At 65.6% G+C, this 16,376-nt stretch carries 18 protein-coding genes; 11 read left to right on the top strand and 7 right to left on the bottom strand.

What is annotated here, in order from left to right:
- The first annotated feature begins 10 nt into the window (after positions 1 to 10).
- The 4 genes from JGU72_RS15310 to JGU72_RS15295 all read left to right on the top strand — a co-directional run bounded on the left by JGU72_RS15310 (position 11) and on the right by JGU72_RS15295 (position 3,183).
- Positions 11 to 319: a TadE family type IV pilus minor pilin gene (locus JGU72_RS15310; protein ID WP_307828458.1), complete on the top strand. Its 309-nt coding sequence runs from the start codon at positions 11 to 13 to the stop codon at positions 317 to 319.
- On the top strand, positions 316 to 681 hold the full coding sequence (locus tag JGU72_RS15305) for an Rv3654c family TadE-like protein (protein ID WP_199684830.1): 366 nt from the start codon (positions 316 to 318) through the stop codon (positions 679 to 681). The genes JGU72_RS15310 and JGU72_RS15305 overlap by 4 nt, the downstream gene beginning before the upstream one ends.
- A 9-nt stretch (positions 682 to 690) precedes the next feature.
- A complete protein-coding gene (locus tag JGU72_RS15300) occupies positions 691 to 1,131 on the top strand; it encodes a nitroreductase/quinone reductase family protein (protein ID WP_199684829.1) in 441 nt (146 codons plus the stop codon).
- Positions 1,132 to 1,209: 78 nt separating this feature from the next.
- On the top strand, positions 1,210 to 3,183 hold the full coding sequence (locus tag JGU72_RS15295; protein ID WP_199684828.1) for an APC family permease: 1,974 nt from the start codon (positions 1,210 to 1,212) through the stop codon (positions 3,181 to 3,183).
- Here the strand turns inward: JGU72_RS15295 and JGU72_RS15290 are convergent.
- The 6 genes from JGU72_RS15290 to JGU72_RS15265 form a co-directional block, all read right to left on the bottom strand.
- A complete protein-coding gene (locus tag JGU72_RS15290) occupies positions 3,154 to 4,458 on the bottom strand; it encodes a YhgE/Pip domain-containing protein (RefSeq protein ID WP_199684827.1) in 1,305 nt (434 codons plus the stop codon). The two genes, JGU72_RS15295 and JGU72_RS15290, sit on opposite strands and share 30 nt — an antisense overlap.
- Positions 4,459 to 4,560: 102 nt before the next feature.
- Complete coding sequence (locus JGU72_RS15285; RefSeq protein ID WP_199684826.1) at positions 4,561 to 5,211, bottom strand: 4Fe-4S single cluster domain-containing protein; 651 nt, start codon at positions 5,209 to 5,211, stop codon at positions 4,561 to 4,563.
- Entirely contained in the window at positions 5,208 to 6,005 is a 798-nt protein-coding gene (locus tag JGU72_RS15280) for a ComEA family DNA-binding protein (protein WP_199684825.1), read from the bottom strand. Before JGU72_RS15280 ends, JGU72_RS15285 begins: the two co-directional genes overlap by 4 nt.
- A 5-nt stretch (positions 6,006 to 6,010) precedes the next feature.
- Positions 6,011 to 6,244 carry a DUF2997 domain-containing protein gene (locus tag JGU72_RS15275; RefSeq protein WP_199684824.1) on the bottom strand — a complete coding sequence of 78 codons (234 nt, stop codon included), beginning with the start codon at positions 6,242 to 6,244 and terminating at the stop codon, positions 6,011 to 6,013.
- Positions 6,244 to 6,687, bottom strand: coding sequence for a hypothetical protein (locus tag JGU72_RS15270; RefSeq protein ID WP_199684823.1), 444 nt, complete (start codon positions 6,685 to 6,687; stop codon positions 6,244 to 6,246). The genes JGU72_RS15275 and JGU72_RS15270 overlap by 1 nt, the downstream gene beginning before the upstream one ends.
- 32 nt (positions 6,688 to 6,719) lie before the next feature.
- Positions 6,720 to 8,276, bottom strand: coding sequence for an AAA family ATPase (locus tag JGU72_RS15265; protein ID WP_307828457.1), 1,557 nt, complete (start codon positions 8,274 to 8,276; stop codon positions 6,720 to 6,722).
- A gap of 103 nt (positions 8,277 to 8,379) precedes the next feature.
- Between JGU72_RS15265 and JGU72_RS15260 the strand changes: the two genes are divergently transcribed.
- The 7 genes from JGU72_RS15260 (at position 8,380) to JGU72_RS15230 (ending at position 13,858) form a co-directional block, all read left to right on the top strand.
- Entirely contained in the window at positions 8,380 to 8,793 is a 414-nt protein-coding gene (locus JGU72_RS15260) for an ATP-binding protein (protein WP_307828456.1), read from the top strand.
- Positions 8,794 to 8,858: 65 nt separating this feature from the next.
- On the top strand, positions 8,859 to 9,758 hold the full coding sequence (locus tag JGU72_RS15255; protein ID WP_199684820.1) for an STAS domain-containing protein: 900 nt from the start codon (positions 8,859 to 8,861) through the stop codon (positions 9,756 to 9,758).
- A 15-nt stretch (positions 9,759 to 9,773) separates the two neighbouring features.
- Positions 9,774 to 10,163 (top strand): STAS domain-containing protein, encoded by a 390-nt coding sequence (locus tag JGU72_RS15250; protein ID WP_199684819.1) that lies wholly within the window; start codon positions 9,774 to 9,776, stop codon positions 10,161 to 10,163.
- Positions 10,153 to 10,563: an ATP-binding protein gene (locus tag JGU72_RS15245; protein ID WP_199685332.1), complete on the top strand. Its 411-nt coding sequence runs from the start codon at positions 10,153 to 10,155 to the stop codon at positions 10,561 to 10,563. The genes JGU72_RS15250 and JGU72_RS15245 overlap by 11 nt, the downstream gene beginning before the upstream one ends.
- Positions 10,556 to 11,182: a SpoIIE family protein phosphatase gene (locus JGU72_RS15240; protein WP_199684818.1), complete on the top strand. Its 627-nt coding sequence runs from the start codon at positions 10,556 to 10,558 to the stop codon at positions 11,180 to 11,182. The genes JGU72_RS15245 and JGU72_RS15240 overlap by 8 nt, the downstream gene beginning before the upstream one ends.
- The gene (locus JGU72_RS15235) at positions 11,179 to 13,410 is read left to right on the top strand and encodes a SpoIIE family protein phosphatase (RefSeq protein WP_199684817.1); all 2,232 of its coding nucleotides are present in this window, start codon (positions 11,179 to 11,181) and stop codon (positions 13,408 to 13,410) included. The genes JGU72_RS15240 and JGU72_RS15235 overlap by 4 nt, the downstream gene beginning before the upstream one ends.
- Before the next feature lie 76 nt (positions 13,411 to 13,486).
- Positions 13,487 to 13,858, top strand: a complete 372-nt coding sequence (locus tag JGU72_RS15230) for an STAS domain-containing protein (protein WP_233532485.1) — start codon at positions 13,487 to 13,489, stop codon at positions 13,856 to 13,858.
- 5 nt (positions 13,859 to 13,863) lie between these two features.
- Here the strand turns inward: JGU72_RS15230 and JGU72_RS15225 are convergent, their stop codons facing one another.
- A complete protein-coding gene (locus JGU72_RS15225; RefSeq protein ID WP_199684815.1) occupies positions 13,864 to 16,233 on the bottom strand; it encodes a DEAD/DEAH box helicase in 2,370 nt (789 codons plus the stop codon).
- Between the last annotated feature and the right edge of the window lie 143 nt (positions 16,234 to 16,376).

Raw genomic sequence — 16,376 nt, 5'->3', positions numbered from 1 at the left:
TCGTGGAGCAGTGACCGTCGAGGCTGCGATCGCCCTCGCGTCGATAGTGTTCGTGGTCGTTCTGTGCCTCGGTGCCGCTCTCGCCGCGTCGATTCAGATTCGCTGTATCGACGCGGCGAGGGAAGCGGCTCGTCTTGCGGCTCGCGGCGACTCGGCGAACGCGGTGACCGTCGCGGAGCGGATAGCGCCCGACGGCGCTCAGGTCAGCATTCGGGTCGACGGCGAGCACATCGTGGCGACGGTGACCGCAGCGGCGGGATTGCTGCCGATCGACATCGAGACACAGGCGGTCGCAGCGGTCGAGCCGGAGCCGGAATGACCGAGAAACGAATCGGCGACGATCGTGGTGGCGCAACCATCCTCGCCAGCTTCGCAATTCTGGCTCTTGTCGTTGTCGCGGCGATGATCCTCCAAGTCGGTGCGGTCGTCAGCGCCCGGCACCGGGCGCAGTCAGCGGCAGACCTCGCGGCCCTGGCGGCGGCTGGTGCGCTGGATCGCGGTAGCGAGTCAGCTTGCGCCGCAGCGCAAGACGTTGCCGGGCGGATGTCCGTATCGGTCGGGTCCTGTGCCATCGAGGATTGGGACGCGACCGTCACGGTGCGTGCACGCGTCGAACTGTCGAACTTCGGGGTCAAGGAAGTGGAAGCGATTGCTCGCGCGGGACCGGTCGAATCCGATTAGCCTCGTTACGTGCCCGGAAATTCGGTTCTGAACAAGGTCATGGCGTTCGGCAACAGGACGATGTCGCGTCTCTACGCGAAGTCGAACGGCCGCATCGGTGGGAAGGTCAAAGGTTTGCCGGTGCTGGTGCTGACGGTCCGCGGGCGCAAGTCCGGGGCCGAGCGGAAGGCGCCCGTTGCGTACTTCGACAAAGACGGGGCGTACGTGGTTGTGGGGTCCGGGGGTGGTTCGAAGGAAACCCCGCAATGGTTCCAGAACCTCGCGGCCACCGACCGCGCGCGTGTCCTGATCGGCGAGGTGACGAGGGACGTGTCTGTTCGAATCGCCGAAGGTGCAGAGCTGAAGCAGCTTTGGGACGGTCTCGTGCTTCCGCGTGCCGCGTTCTTCGCCGACTACGAGAAAAAGTCGGGCCGGACGATCCCGATCGCGGTGCTGACGCCGACCATTTAGGCGGGATCGCACCGCCCGGACCGCACGCCACCCACGTGCTTGCGGCAGGCGTGGCAGGATGCGATCCAAGTTTGGCTCATGCTCGTGTGCGCAGGAGGCGACGTGACAACCGCACCGCGATCGCCGTCTCGGCTTCGTGCCTGGTTCCTTGCGGACATCACCGAACAGCCCGCCGGTCACCAGGGTCCGTACCGGAAGCCCGTGAAGGGCGAGAAGAAGCACGGCTGGTGGAAGGTCATGTGCCTGACCGGCGTCGATTACTTCTCGACGCTGGGCTACCAGCCGGGGATCGCGGCGCTCGCCGCAGGCGTGTTGTCGCCGCTGGCGACACTGGTCCTGGTCGCGCTGACGTTGTTCGGCGCCCTGCCCGTCTATCGCCGGGTGGCGCGCGAGAGTCCGCGCGGCGAAGGTTCGATTTCGATGCTTGCAAACCTCATTCCGAGCTGGGGCGGAAAGGTTTTCATCCTCGTTCTGCTCGGGTTCGCAGCGACCGACTTCATCATCACGATGACGTTGTCCGCGGCGGACGGCGCTGCGCACGTCGTCGAAAACCCTTTTGCGCCTGAGTTTCTGCACGACGAGAACATGCTCATCACCCTCGGTCTGCTGGCCTTGCTGGCGGCGATATTCCTGAAGGGATTCACCGAAGCCATCGGGATCGCGGTGACGCTGGTTGCGATATTTCTCGCGCTAAACCTGGTCGTCGTCGGGGTAGGTCTGTGGGAGATCGCCTCGGCCGATCACCTGGTCACCGACTGGACCCATGCGATGACCGCTGAACACGGCAGCATCTGGATGATGATCGGTATCTCGCTGCTCGTCTTTCCCAAGCTGGCACTGGGACTTTCGGGTTTCGAGACCGGGGTCGCGGTGATGCCGCAGATCAAGGGCGATCCGACGGACGACATCGACCACCTCGACGGCCGGATCAGGGGCGCGAAGCGGTTGCTGACCACGTCGGCGCTCATCATGAGTGGGTTCCTCATCACCACGAGCTTCATCACGACCGTCCTCATCCCGGAGGACGATTTCGAAGCCGGCGGACCCGCCAACGGTCGCGCCCTCGCGTACTTGGCCCACGAACACCTCGGCGAGATCTTCGGAACCGTCTACGACGTCAGCACGATCGCGATTCTGTGGTTCGCGGGTGCGTCGGCGATGGCGGGTCTGTTGAACCTGGTGCCGCGCTACTTGCCGCGCTTCGGCATGGCGCCTGAATGGGCGCGTGCGGTCCGTCCCCTGGTCGTTGTGTTTGCGCTCGCCGCGTTCGCAATCACCTGGTACTTCGATGCCAGCGTCGACAAGCAGGGTTCGGCATACGCCACCGGCGTCCTGGTGCTGATCACGTCCGCGGCTGTGGCGGTGACGTTGTCGGCAGTGCGCAGTGGCCAGAGGGGACGGGCAGTCGGCTTCGGCGTCGTCGCAGCGATCTTCCTGTACACGACGATCGCGAACGTCTTCGAACGTCCCGAAGGTGTCCAGGTCGCGTCGCTGTTCATCCTCGCGATCGTGACCGTCTCCTTCGCGTCACGCGTTGGCCGGGCATTCGAGTTGCGCGCAATCGAAGTGACCTTCGACGACGAGGCCGCGGCGATGATCGCGGACGCTGCCGCGAGCGGCGCGATCCGGATCGTGAGCCACGACGCCGACAGCGTCGACGCCGAGGAGTATCGGGCGAAGGAAGCCGAGCAGCGCACCAAGTGTCATATCCCGTCCGGTGATCGGATCCTCTTCCTCGAAGTGCAGATCAAGGACCCCTCGGAGTTCAAAACCGACCTCCATGTCACAGGCACCGATCGGTTCGGCTACCGCGTGCTGTCCGTGTCGAGTGCGGCAATCCCGAACTCGATCGCCGCGATCCTTCTCCAGATCAGAGCGGAGACAGGCCTCAATCCACACATCTACTTCGATTGGACCGAAGGGAACCCGGTCGAGAACCTGCTCCGCTTCCTGTTCATCGGGCAGGGCGAGGTGGCGCCGGTGACGCGAGAAGTGCTCCGCCGCGCCGAGCCCGACCCCGCGCTACGACCGCACGTTCACGTCGACAGCTGACGCTTTCGGCCGGCGCGTGCTCCATACCAGCGCTGCCGCCAGCAGTGCTGTCGTGATCCCGAACAGGATGGCCAGATTGCGGGCTGTGAAGAGCTCGAATCCGGCCGGCCTGTTCTGATCGACGACGGAGATCGGCGCACTGAGCACTGCCGACGCCTGCTGCGGATTTCCCGCGGGGATCGTCGATACACCGGTGTTGAGCTGGTCGGCAAGCGATTTGGACACGTTCTTGAGCTGTGTGATCGCACCGAGAATCTGGTCCTTGCTGCCGCCGAGCAGTTCGGGCGCCTGGTCGGCGATCGGCCCGATGCCTTCCTGCAGAAGCGCTCCGGCATCGCTCAACTGGGCCGATACCGACTGCAGTTGGCCGAAACCGCTGCGCAAGACTTCGCCCAGCTCGGTGTCGGGTCCGACGTCCGAGCCGACGAGCCCGGTCACCGAATTGAGTTGGTTCGACGCGAGTTCGAGGTCGGACCGCGTCTGACGCAGATCACGGACCACGTCACCGGTCGGGAGTCCACTTGCTTCCAGCAGGTTCGCAGCCTGATCGAGGCCGGTCCGGGCGCGTTCGTTGCCCCGGTTCAGGTCACCGATCGTGACGCCGAGCGCCGAAAGTCGATCGGCCAGTTCGGTGACTGAGCCGTCGGCACCGTTCACGGCTCCCGACACCTGACCTGCGACGTCGACCAACTGGTTCGCACCGGCGCGAGCTGTCTCCAGGTAGGGGAGGATCTGGTCCGCACCCGACAGCATCGTCTGGGCCTGTTCGTCGGCCGCGGCCACACCTGAGGAGAGCAGATTGGCGATGGTCTGGGTCTGTTGCAGTTTCTGGCGAGCCTGGGAAATCGTGAGCAGGTAGTCGCGAACACCTGCTGCACCCGTCTGGTCCGATACCGCGGTGATCAGGCTGTCCACCTGACGCTTGTCCCGGACGGAACCGCTGCCGTTGTAGCTGACGGTGAGTACGGCTTGGCGCGGCGTCGGTGTGCCGAGCGACGAGACCGCGTCGGAGAAGTCTGTCGGGATCTTCACGGCTGCCAGGTACTTACTGTTGTCGGCGACATCGGGGGCTACGACCTCCCAGTCGAATTTCGACTCCTGCTTCAGCAGGTCGACGACCTGATCACCGATCTTGACTGGTGAACCGGGTGATCCTTCATCTTCGTTGACGATCGCGACGGTACGTGCGGAATCCCGGTCCGACCGCACGGTCCAGTAGTAGAACCCCGCGCCCGCGGCCAGAAGTAGGACGAGGGCGCCAACCGCGACGCGCACTGCGAGACTGCTTGAGTTCAATGAGCGCATAACGCTCGAGAGTAGATCGAAACTATGACCGGGCCGTGGGGCGGTTGTGAGAACTCTCTGAGAATGAGCGGACTACATTCGTGCCCGCGTGCCGAGTCCGTCGAGCAAACCGTCGAGTGCATCCAGGTCCGCCCAGCCGTTCACGGCAATTCGCCCGGCGGGGTCGATTGTGACCTCGACACGATCGGGAGGCAGGTCGTGCGCAAGCTCGTTCCGGTAGCGCTCGGTCAGTGGGCGCAGCGACTGATTCGTCGAGCCGATCCACGGCCGCGTCGAATCCAATCGATCGGCAAGGAAAGGCCCGTCCGCGAGGAGGTCGGTCGCGTCGAGCAACGCCGCGATGTCGGCGCGCTCGGCGGACCACGTCAGGAGGTCGGCGTACTCGTAGCCGGTGAACGTCATCACCGACAAACCTTCGGCGCGAAATCGCTCTCCGAGTAGCGCAAGCGGTGCGGCTTGCTCGAAAGGTTCGCCGCCCAACAGCGTCACGCCTTCGACGCCGGCAGCAAGCGCCTCGCGCAGCGTGGTCTCGGAGAATTCGACGGTGTCGACGACGACGCCACCGCGGCTGGTCCAGAGCTGCGGATTGAAACAACCTGGGCAGCGAATCGTGCAGCCCTGCACCCACACCGCCGACCGCCGACCCGGCCCTTCCGATACCGTCGAGGTCAAGGTGCGGGCTATCCGGAGCGTGCCGGGTTCGCCAAGGGCGGGCGCGGTCACAGGTCCAGCCGCCGACCGCGCGCTTGAAAGCCGTGCTGCTGAACGGGTGGTGGTGGTGTGAGGGTGATACGCGCCGAGACCGCGCTCAGCTCATGGGGTTTCAGCCCGGCAGCAGCCGCGAACTCCTGCATGGACGTGAACCCGCCACGACGCTCGCGGGCAGCAAGCAGTTCTGTGACGACAGTTTCGTCGAGGCCCAGTCCCGCGAGTTCGGCGTGCCCCGCGCGGTTGACGTCGACGCGGACAGCGGGCTTGCCGAGGTTCACCGCGGGGGCCGGCTGCGGCGGCCCCCAATAGTGCCGGTTGTCGAACAGTGGCGCGGCGTGCGTCGAATTATGTTGGACGGGTTGGTAATACAGCGGTGGCGGATAAACGGGGTTGGTCGCCGGCGAACCTTCCCACCATGGCGCGGCGTTCTGCGCACGCCACTGCAGGTACTGCCGTCGCACGATTCCGGCGTGGACGATCCCGCCGATCCAGGTTGCGACCAGCAAACCGGACGCCCATGAGTTGATGGTTTCTTCGGTAGGCGTCCGGGTGGCGCCTGCGACGATCTCGTCGGAAGACGGTCCGGCGAGCTCGATGCAGACGATGAAGCCGATGAACAACACCGCGTAGACGGCAGCCGCGCCGAGCCAGATCTTGTTTCGCGCGCGCATCCCGATGTAGAGGAACGCTGCCCACGTCAGCATTCCGCAACCGAGGATGACGGCGAGCATCCACAGGCTGTTCCGCAGACGCCACGAGGAGTCTGCGAGCAGCATCTGTGGTGTCGGTCGCGCCTGGTAGTACATTCCCGCTAGCCGAGCCCGTCGCGAGCCGTGATGTGCGCCGACTCGTCGGTTCGAACCTGTACCGGCGCCGACTTCCACCAATCGTCGGTGTACGAGCTGTCGACCGTTGTTGCGTCGAGCAGGTCCTCCAGGACCTGGATGTACGGCAGGCACTCTTCGCCGACTGCCCGGTGGGTTTCGGCAGTCACGGACCCATCGGGTCCGATCACGACTTCGATGCGGACGCGTTCGGTAGCCATCACCGATCACCCCGCACTTCGAGCACCATCGTCACCGATGCGTCGGAATTCGCGGTCTCCGAAAGCAGTGTCATCCCCGCCGCGGGCGCACGATCTTTCAACTTCGCGATCACTTCTTCCTGCACCCGGAGGCCGTACGCCCTATCGATGGCTTGCACGACCTCGGTGCAGCGTGCAGCGTCTTTCGTACCGGTGAAGTGGGCCGACCACACGCCGTCGGGATCGCGGCGCAACTGGGCTGCGAGGCCTTCCCATTCGGCATCGATCGAATCCGGAGACTGGAGCGTAGTCCTGGCGCCGGTGTCCGGCAGAGCGGTTCGCAGCAGGTTCGGATCGCGCATTCGCGTCGACACCGTGCACGCGTTCCCGGCACCGCTGCGCATCGACGCCGCCTTCGTGGCCGCGGCAACCGCTAATGGCACGAGAATGATCGAAATGCTCACGCCGCGATTATTCACCCGAATCGGACCGGTCGTCAGGGCTGTAAGGGAAACGTCACACCCGTTGCGGATACGGCTCGCACGCTGGCCCATTCGCGCAGGTCGGCAATTTGGTCGTGTTGTGTCGTCGACAGCGGAACTGTGTTCTCCAGCGCATGGAACAGGTCGGCTGCGTCCAATGGCCGCCGGTCGGAATATGCATCGAACAGGCCCGCGATGACGGCTTGCTCGATCTCCGCGCCGGAGAACTCGCTGGATGCGGTGGCGAGGTCTTCGAGGAGGACCTCGGTCACCTTCAGCCCGGCGGCGGGTCCGCTGCGGACGCGTCTGTCCAGGTGTAGTCGCCAGATCTCCTCGCGCTCGGCAGGAGTCGGCAGGTCGACGAAGAAGATCTCGTCGAAGCGTCCCTTGCGCAAGAATTCCGGCGGCAACCGGTCGATATTGTTCGCCGTCGCGATGACGAACACCGGCGCGGTCTTCTCCTGCATCCAGGTGAGGAAGGTGCCGAAGACGCGTGCGCTGGTCCCGGTGTCACCCGCGGATCCCGCACCGGCGAAGCCCTTTTCGATCTCGTCGATCCACATGATGCAGGGTGCCGACGCCTCGGCCGTGGCGATGCTTGCGCGCATGTTGTGCTCGCTCGCACCCACCAAACCGGCGAACACCTTTCCGATATCCATCCGGATCAGCGGTAGGCCCCAGGCGGAGGCAACCGCCTTGGCCGTCATGGACTTTCCGCACCCGGGTACGCCGGTGATCAGGACGCCCTTGGGTGCAGGCAGGCCGTAGCGCGCGGCTTCTTCGAGCCATGAGTCCTGCCGCTTCACCAGCCAGGCTTTCAACGTGTCCAGGCCGCCGACGTCGGCGAGAGCGACCGGCGTGCGGACGATCTCGAGCAGTCCGGACTTTCTGATCGTCTGGGCTTTCTCGGCGAGCACGAGCTCGACGTCGTCCGCGGTCAGGCGGCCGTCGGCGACCATGGCTCGGGCGAACGCATTCTCGGCCTCGGCGAGCGTGAGTCCCTGCGCGGCCTTGGTCAGGCGGTCGCGGCCCTGGTCGTCGATCATGATCGCCACGGACCCGGTGTTCTCGACGATCATTCCGTCGAGCAGCTCCCGGATTTCGTCCTCGCGCGGCAGCGGGAAGTCGACAACCGTTGTGTCCTTCTCCAACTCGGCAGGAATTCGCAGTACGGGCCCGACGAGGACAAGCGTGCGAGCCGCCTCGCCCGCGCGGAAGTCGCGGACCGCGTCGCGCAACCACCGCACGACGACCGGGTCCGGTGGTCGCGTGCCGTCGCCGAAGAACGCATGCAGGTCGCAGAAGACGAACACTGCCCGCTCGTGAATCCGGCCGGCCGCGCTCAGTGCCGCAGCGGGTTCGAGGGTGCCGCGTTCGGTCGCCTCGCCCGGACGCCGCAAGCCCTGCGTCGCGGACCACAGCCACATCGACCGCGGGGTCTTCAGCGCGGACCGCACGGCGTCGATCTCCGCGAGCACGCGTTGTTCCTCGTGCGATTCGACATAGATCAGCGGAAACCGGGCTTGAAGCAGCTGAGTCAGCGTGTGGCGAAACGACGATGCTGTGCGCACGGCGACCACGTTAAGCCGTTCGTGTGAAATTTTGCGTAGTGGGTATCCGGCGCTCGTGGAGGTTCGCAAGGGGCGACGTCCCGTGGTGCACACAAGCGATCGAGTGGGAGACACGGTCGCGGATTTCGTCGTGGCAGTCGCCGCGGGAGATGCCCAGACGATAGGCGCCATCCGTCGGTCGCTCGCGAAGTGGCTGGCGGACGCTCCGATTTCGGAGGACCGCGCGTGCGACGTGCTGCTGGCCTGTTACGAGGCGATGGCGAACGTCGTCGAGCACGCATACGCGGGGGACGAGCCCGCATCGTTCGAACTTCGCGCGAGCAGGCACCGTGCGAACTGCGTTCTTGTCGTGACGATTACCGATCACGGGTCGTGGCGCATTCCGCCGACTGATTCCGCGGGCCGTGGTCGCGGTCTCCTGTTGCTGTCGGCCCTGTGCGACAAGGCCGATATTCATGCCGAACGCGAGGGTACGACAATCGAATTGGCGTGGGATTTGCCGAATCCGGTGCGGTAGTAATGTCCGGCTGCTCGATGGGTGACTAGGCTCTGTCATGGTCGGTCCGTTGAGCAGGAGGTTCCATGTCAGAGACGTCCATCGAGTCGGCAGTCTCGGTGATGCAGGGGGTTTCCAGCGAGGGGTTGCTGCCACAACTCGTGGCGCACCTCCGGCAGAACCGGACCGTGCTGCGCGAAGAGTGGGCGCGCCGAATCACGGACGCTCAGTTGCTGACAGCGATGACCTCGGAGGAGATCTTCTCCGAAGCAACCTCGGTCTACGACAACTACGTCGAGGTGCTCGAGACCGGTAGCGTCGAGGCGTTGCAGGCGTACGCGCGCGACCTGTCCGAGCGCATCATTCCGCGAGGCGTCGAGACCGACGAGGTCCTCGGCATCGTCCTGCTGCTGCGCGACGTGCTCGCGCGGTCGCTTTTCGAGAAGTACCAATCCGACTTCACCCTGTTGAACAGGGTTCTCGACGCGTACGAGCCCGCTGCGAACCGCATCGCCAACACCGTGGGCGTCAGCTTCGTCCAAGAGCGTGAGCGCATCATCCGCCAGCAGCAGGAAGCCATCCGCGAACTCTCGACGCCGGTGCTCCAAGTGCGCGAGCAGCTGCTGATTCTGCCGATCATCGGTGTGCTCGACGGCCAGCGTGCGCGTCAGCTCACCGAGCAGTTGCTCCGCGCGATTCGCGCGAACCGCGCGAAGGTCGTCGTCATCGACATCACCGGTGTACCGACGATCGACTCCACTGTGGCAAACCACCTGGTCCAGACCGTCGACGCTTCCGGTCTGATGGGCGCGAACGTCATCATCACCGGCCTGTCGTCGGAGATCGCCCTGACGCTCGTGACAATCGGTCTCGACCTCTCGAAGATGAACGCGGTCGGCGACCTGCAGGGCGGTATCGAAGAGGCGGAGCGCTTGCTCGGCTACGAGGTCACCCGCCAGGGCGATTCCCTCCGCGACGCGCGTTAAAGGATCAAGCGACCGATGCCGGTTCCGATTCTGAAGCAGGGTACGTACCTGATCGCGACAGTGCAGGCGGCTCTCACCGACGCCGACGCGCAGCGGCTGCAGGACGACCTGATGGAGCGCGTGAGCAGATTTCGCTCGCAGGGAATCATCGTCGACGTCACCGCGATCGACGTCATGGATTCGTTCGCGGCGCGCGCACTGCGCACGATCGCGCACATGACCCGCCTGCGTGGTGCCGAGACCGTGATCGTGGGATTCCAGCCCGAAGTTGCCTTCGCCATGGTGCAGTTGGGCTTGACCTTCGACGACATGTACACCTCGCTCGATCTCGAAGAGGGCATGGCGTTGCTCAACGGCCGAATTGCGCAGCGACGAAGCACGAATGGACGCGATGGTGGGAGGTGATCTCGTGGTTGCAGTCAACATCTCGGACGACATCGTTGCCGCCCGACAGGCCGGGCGTGAACTGGCGACGGATCTGGGTTTCTCGCTCACCGACGTCACGATGATCGCGACCGCGATCTCGGAGATCGCGCGCAACATCACGAGCTACGCGGGTACAGGCGAAATCCGGCTCGCCGTCGCCGACCGCGAGGGGCGGAAGGCGCTCATCGTGGAGGCGATCGACGACGGACCGGGTATCGCCGACATACCGCGGGCACTCGAGGACGGCTACTCGAGTGGCATGGGTCTCGGGCTCGGACTGCCCGGTGCGCGTCGGCTGATGGATCACCTCGAGGTCCGCTCCGAAGTCGGCCACGGGACGGTGGTCGAGATGTGGAAATTGGTGCCTCAGGTTGCGTGAACACGGGCGGTCCGGACCGATCGAATGGGCTCTCGCCGGGCGTCCGCTACCCGGCGAGGAAGTCTCCGGTGACCATGGGATCGTGCTCGATCTCGGCGACAGCGGCGCGCTCTTCGGGCTTATCGACGGGCTCGGGCACGGCCTGGCAGCCGCTGCCGCCGCAGAGCGGGCGGTCGCGGTGCTCGCGGAGAATCGGGCAGAGCCGCTCGACGTCTTGATGGTCCTGTCCGACCACGCGCTCGCGGACACTCGTGGTGCGGCGATGACGCTCGCGATGCTGTACTTCGGCACGAGTGAACTGTCGTGGCTGGGCGTCGGAAATGTGAGCACCTGCCTGATCGAGGCGACGCCGACCGGTCCGGCTGCGCGTGACACCGCTTTGCTGCTCGGTGGAATCGTCGGGTATCGGTTGCCGGCGACACTGCCGTCGCAAACCACGAAAATGCGGCCGGGCGATCTGCTGTTGATGGTCAGCGACGGCATTCTCGCCGACCACGGCGACGCGATCGACCTGTCGAAGCCGGCACACGTCATCGCCGACGACATCCTCAGCGGATACGCCAAGGAGATCGATGACGCGTTCGTGCTCGCCGCCCGGCATCGTGGCACGAAGCAGTGACGGACTCGGCAGACTCGTTTCGCGGTGCGTACGCGGCCGCCCTTCGCCGTCATCTCGCCGCACGCAGCGATTCGACTCTCGAGGCGGGACACGAACTGGGCCGTTGGGCGCTGTCGAATCGGGTCAGCCTGCTCGACATCACCGAGAATCATTTTCGAACGGCCACCGAACTCGGCGCGACCGAAGACGGTGCGGCACTGCAGTTCCTGTTGCAGACGTTCACCGCGCTCGACATCGCGACGCGCGGTTTCCTGGATGGAACACGACGGTACGAACAGCAGCGGACGCGTGCGGAGGACCTGGCCGAACGGGACGCCTTCCGTCGCGCGCTCGTCGACTCGCTGCAGGACGGTTTCTTCGTCGCAGACGGAGACGGCACGATCGTCGAGGTCAACGGTGCGTTCGGGGAGATGACCGGCTACGGACCCGAGGGAGTCCCGTACGAGTGGCCACACCCGTGGTTGCCGCCCGACGATCCCGGGCACCGAGATCGCTTCGCCGCTTATCTGCACGGGCGGGGTGGCCGGTTCGAAGTCGCCATTCGGCACAGGGACGGCCGGCGGATCTGGCTCGGGCTGAGTTCGAGTTCGGTGACTGGTCCAGAGGCGGCCGTTCCCATGTATGTCGGCACGATTCGCAACGTCACCGCGGAACGCGAAGTCGCGACACGGGAGCGAGCGGCTGCTGCCCTCGCGACCGCTCTCGTGTCGGCGACGAGCGTGGCAGAAGTGCTCGGAGTCGGCTTGCGAGAGTGCTGCGCCGCCGTCGATTCCGAACAGGCCTACGCGGCGGTCTGGCCGGAGGGTTCAGGCGACCCGGTCGTGTTCTCGGTTGCGCAACGGCCGCCGATCGCCTGGACCGACCTCGCCGAACGCACGCGGACGATCCTCGATCACGCCCGGCACCTACCGGCGCTGACTGTCACCAGCTCGCTGGAATCCATGTCGGAGACGCCGCGCGGATTCGCCGCGACCCTCGGCGAAGGCCATGACGCGACCATGATGATCGAGTTGCCTCCGACGCGGACGCTCACGACGAGCGACCGCGGCCTGCTGTTTCCGCTCGTCGGCCAACTCAGCCTCGCCTTGCAGCGCGCACGCAATTTCGACCAGGCTCGCACCACGTCGTTGACGCTGCAGCGCGCGATGCTCGGACCGCTCGAACTGCCGCCGCGCTTCGCGGTCCGCTACGAGCCTGCGGTACCGCCGCTGGAGATCGGCGGCGACTGGTACGACGTTGTGCCGTTGCCGGAGAACAGGATTGGAATCATCGTCGGCGACTGTGTCGGCCGCGGTCTGTCGGCCGCCGCCGTCATGGGTCAACTCCGGACGTCGGGCCGTGCGTTGCTCCTGCGTGGCGCTGGTCCGGGCCAGCTTCTCGACGAGCTCGACGCCGTGGCGCATCGAATTCCCGGCGCGGTCTGCACAACCGTCTGCGCCGCGATCCTGGATCCTGACACCGGCGTACTGCGGTACAGCAGCGCGGGCCATATGCCCGCGATGCTTGCGGCGCCGGGCGCTGTCGCGACTCCGCTGAACGAGGCTCGCGCGGTGCCACTGGCAACCTTCGATTGCGCCCCACGTCCCGAAGCGACCGCGGACCTGCCGCCAGGGTCGACAATCGTTGTCTTCACCGATGGACTCGTCGAGCGGCGGACCATGCCGATCGATGCCGGCTTCGACGCGGTTGCCGGGCTCCTGTCCGAAGCGGCCGAGCGGACGGCGGACGAGGTTGCGGACATGGTCCTCGCGGGGCTGCAGCCGGCAGAGGGGTACGACGACGACGTCGCGATGGTCGTGTACCGGCAGCCGCCGGCGCTGCTGGTCCTGGACGTCGATGCCCAGCCGACTCAGCTCGCGGTGATCCGCCGTGCCCTGCAGCGCTGGCTGTCGGCCGCCTCGATCCCGCCCCTGCTCGCTGACGACGTAATCTCGGCCGCCAACGAAATCTGCACGAACAGTGTCGAGCATGCGTACCGAAATCAAACTCCCGAACGAGTGATCCTGTCGGCGCGAGCGGACCCGGGTGAACTCATCGTCACCGTCGCGGACACGGGGACGTGGATCCCGCCCGCTGCCGATCCTGGTCTGCGAGGGCGGGGCCTTCCCATGGCGCGTGCTTTGACCGATGATGTGCAGATAGAGCACATGGAACGCGGCACCGCCGTCACGATGCGCACTGTTCTCACGCCACACCGACTTGCGGTGCCGGAAAGACCGACAGCGTGAAAATCGACACAGGCCAAGACCTGCGACTATTGGACCGATTTATGCGCTCCCGCGCCTTTCGTGAAAGATTATGGACATGAGCACCGACCCCGCCGATCAGTTGCGATCACCCGACACGCTGACGACCGCGCTCTCCGAGCAGAGTGATCTGACGGTCCTGACGGTGTCCGGAACGATCGACCTGGCGACGGCGGCAACACTACGAGACGCGGTGGACGTCGCGATCGGCAAAGCCCGCACGGGATTGATCATCGACCTGTCCGGTGTCGACTTCCTTGCCTCGGCAGGAATGACGATCCTGGTCGATGCTCGCCAGCGTGTGGCCGACAAGGCGTTCGCGGTGGTTGCCGACGGACCTGCCACAGCCCGGCCGCTCAAGCTGACCGGTCTGGACGAGGCGCTGTCGCTCTACGCGACCCTCGTCGAGGCGGTCGAGCGGATCGGCTGACCCGGCTACCCGGTCCGGAGTTCGCCGAGCACCGCGTCGAGCAGCGCGACAGCCCCCGCTTTGTCGAGGGGGTGGTTACCGTTTCCGCACTTCGGCGACTGGATGCACGACGGGCACCCCGCGAAGCATGCGCAGTCGGCGATAGCGTCGCGAGTCGCACCGAGCCACGTCACGATCTCGGCATGGCCGCGGTCGGCGAAGCCGGCGCCGCCGGGCTGCCCGTCGTAGACGAAAATCGTCGGCAGACCCGTGTCGCGATGCAGCGCGGTCGACACACCACCGACGTCCCAGCGGTCGCACGTCGCGACCAGCGGAAGTAGACCGATCGCAGCATGTTCTGCGGCGTGCAACGAGCCGGGCCACCGATCTTCGCTGATGCCAGCATGTTCGAGGAGTTCCGGGGTCACCGTGTACAGCACCGCACGGGTATTGAGTTGCTGCACCGGCATATCGAGTTCGACGGCGTCGAGGACCTCGCCGGACAACAACTTTCGCAGGTAGCCGACCACTTGATGGGTGACTTCGACGTGGGCAAGCGCAACTCGGACCTTGCCGTACGAGCGGTCCGCGAGGACGTCTTCGATCGTGATGTCCGTGATCTCGCGGGCCATGGTCGTCCATTCGGGTTCAGCCGCGCGCACCAGCGCGACGCCGTCCTCGAGATCGAGTTCGTCGACGACGAAAGTCTCACCCTGGTGCAGATATACGGCACCGGCGTGCAGCGTTGCGTGCGCGCGGCCGGCATCCGACGTGCCGAGCATGCGGCCCGATTCGCTTTCCACGATTGCGACCTGCATTCCGGCGCCGCCGCGAATGTTGATCTCGGCGTGCGGTTTCGTCTCGGCCGCAACGAACCAGCCGTGGCCGCGACGCCTGATCAGCCCCTGTTCCGCGAGTTCGCTCAGCACGTCCCACCCGCCGTACTCGCGGACCTCGTCATCGGTGAGCGGCAATTCCAGAGCAGCGCAGAGTAGTTGCGGCCCTAGGACGTACGGGTTCGTCGGGTCGGTGACGGTCGCTTCCACCGGCTTGTCCAGCAGTGCTGCCGGATGGTGCACCAGGTAGGTGTCGAGTGGATCGTCGCGCGCGATCAGGATGACGAGCGATCCCTCGCCCCGCCTGCCGGATCGGCCGGCCTGCTGCCAGAACGACGCGACCGTGCCGGGGAAGCCCGCCACCACAACGGCGTCGAGGCCTGCAATGTCGACGCCGAGTTCGAGCGCATTCGTGGTTGCCGCGCCGAGCAGGGTGCCGTCGGCCAGATTCGCTTCGAGCCTGCGACGGTCCTCGGGGAGGTAACCGGCGCGATACGCGGCGACGCGGGACACCAGGTCGGGGTCGACTTCCGCCAGCAATCTGGCAGTACCCAGCGCCGTGAGTTCTGCTCCCCGACGGGATCTCACGAAGGTGAGCGTCCGCGCGCCTTCGACGAGAAGGTCGGCCATGATTCGCGCGGCTTCGCTGGACGGCGCCCGCCGGACGGGTGCACCGTTCTCGCCGGTGACCTCGGTCAGCAGCGGCGGTTCCCACAGCGCGATCGTGCGCGGACCGTGCGGCGACCCGTCGTGGGTCACTTCCGCGCACTCGGCCCCGATCAGAAGAGATGCGGCAGCACCCGGGTCCGCGGTCGTCGCGCTGGCCAGGACGAAAACCGGGTCGGCACCGTAGCGCGCCGCAAGACGGCGCAACCGACGCAGTACCAACGCCACGTTGGAGCCGAAAACACCACGGTAGTAGTGGCATTCGTCGACGACCACGTAACGCAGATTCCGGAAGAAGCGTGACCACCTGGCATGGCCGCACAAAATGCCGATGTGCAACATGTCGGGGTTCGTGAAGACCCAGCGAGCGTTGTCGCGCGCCCACTTGCGGACCTCGCCGGGGGTATCGCCGTCGTAGGCGATCGCCGCGATGTCCGCGAGGCGGTCATCGGCGTCGATGAGGTCGTGGGTTGCGCGGAGTTGATCTGCGCCAAGGGCTTTCGTGGGTGCCAGATAGAGGGCGGTCGCCAACGGGTTCTGGCTGAGCTCGGTGAGGATCGGCAACTGGTAGGCCACCGATTTCCCGGACGCAGTACCGGTGGACACGACGACATGCCTGCCCTTTGCGGCGAGCGTGGCTGCCTCGACCTGATGAGACCAGGGCATGGCGATTCCGACCTCGCGCAACGCGTCGATCGCGGCCGGCGCGGCCCAGACCGGCCAGCCGGAGAACTGGGCGATGCGTGCGGGAAGGTCGACGACGTGCGTCAGCGGATCGTCGCGAGCGGGTGTGCCCACGAGGACACGATTCAACAACGATCGCCCGTAACTGAGTTCTGCGATGTCGTCGATGGTTGCGGCTTTGGACAGGTCGGTCAATCGAAACTCCGCCATTTCCGGCGATACAGTCTCGCGATGTCCGCGAGACCAGCGGTTTCGATGCTATACGGACGTCGGTCGAGTGCCGATCTAACCGACCGCGAACCGGTTATCGTATAGCAAACCGACTCCTTGTCCAGATTTGTCGGCACTACCAC

Origin of the sequence: Antrihabitans auranticaus, from assembly GCF_016481275.1 — a bacterium.
Taxonomy (GTDB): Bacteria; Actinomycetota; Actinomycetes; order Mycobacteriales; family Mycobacteriaceae; genus Antrihabitans.
The sequence above is the reverse complement of the archived record's forward strand: the minus strand, read 5'-3'. Positions and strand labels throughout refer to the sequence as shown.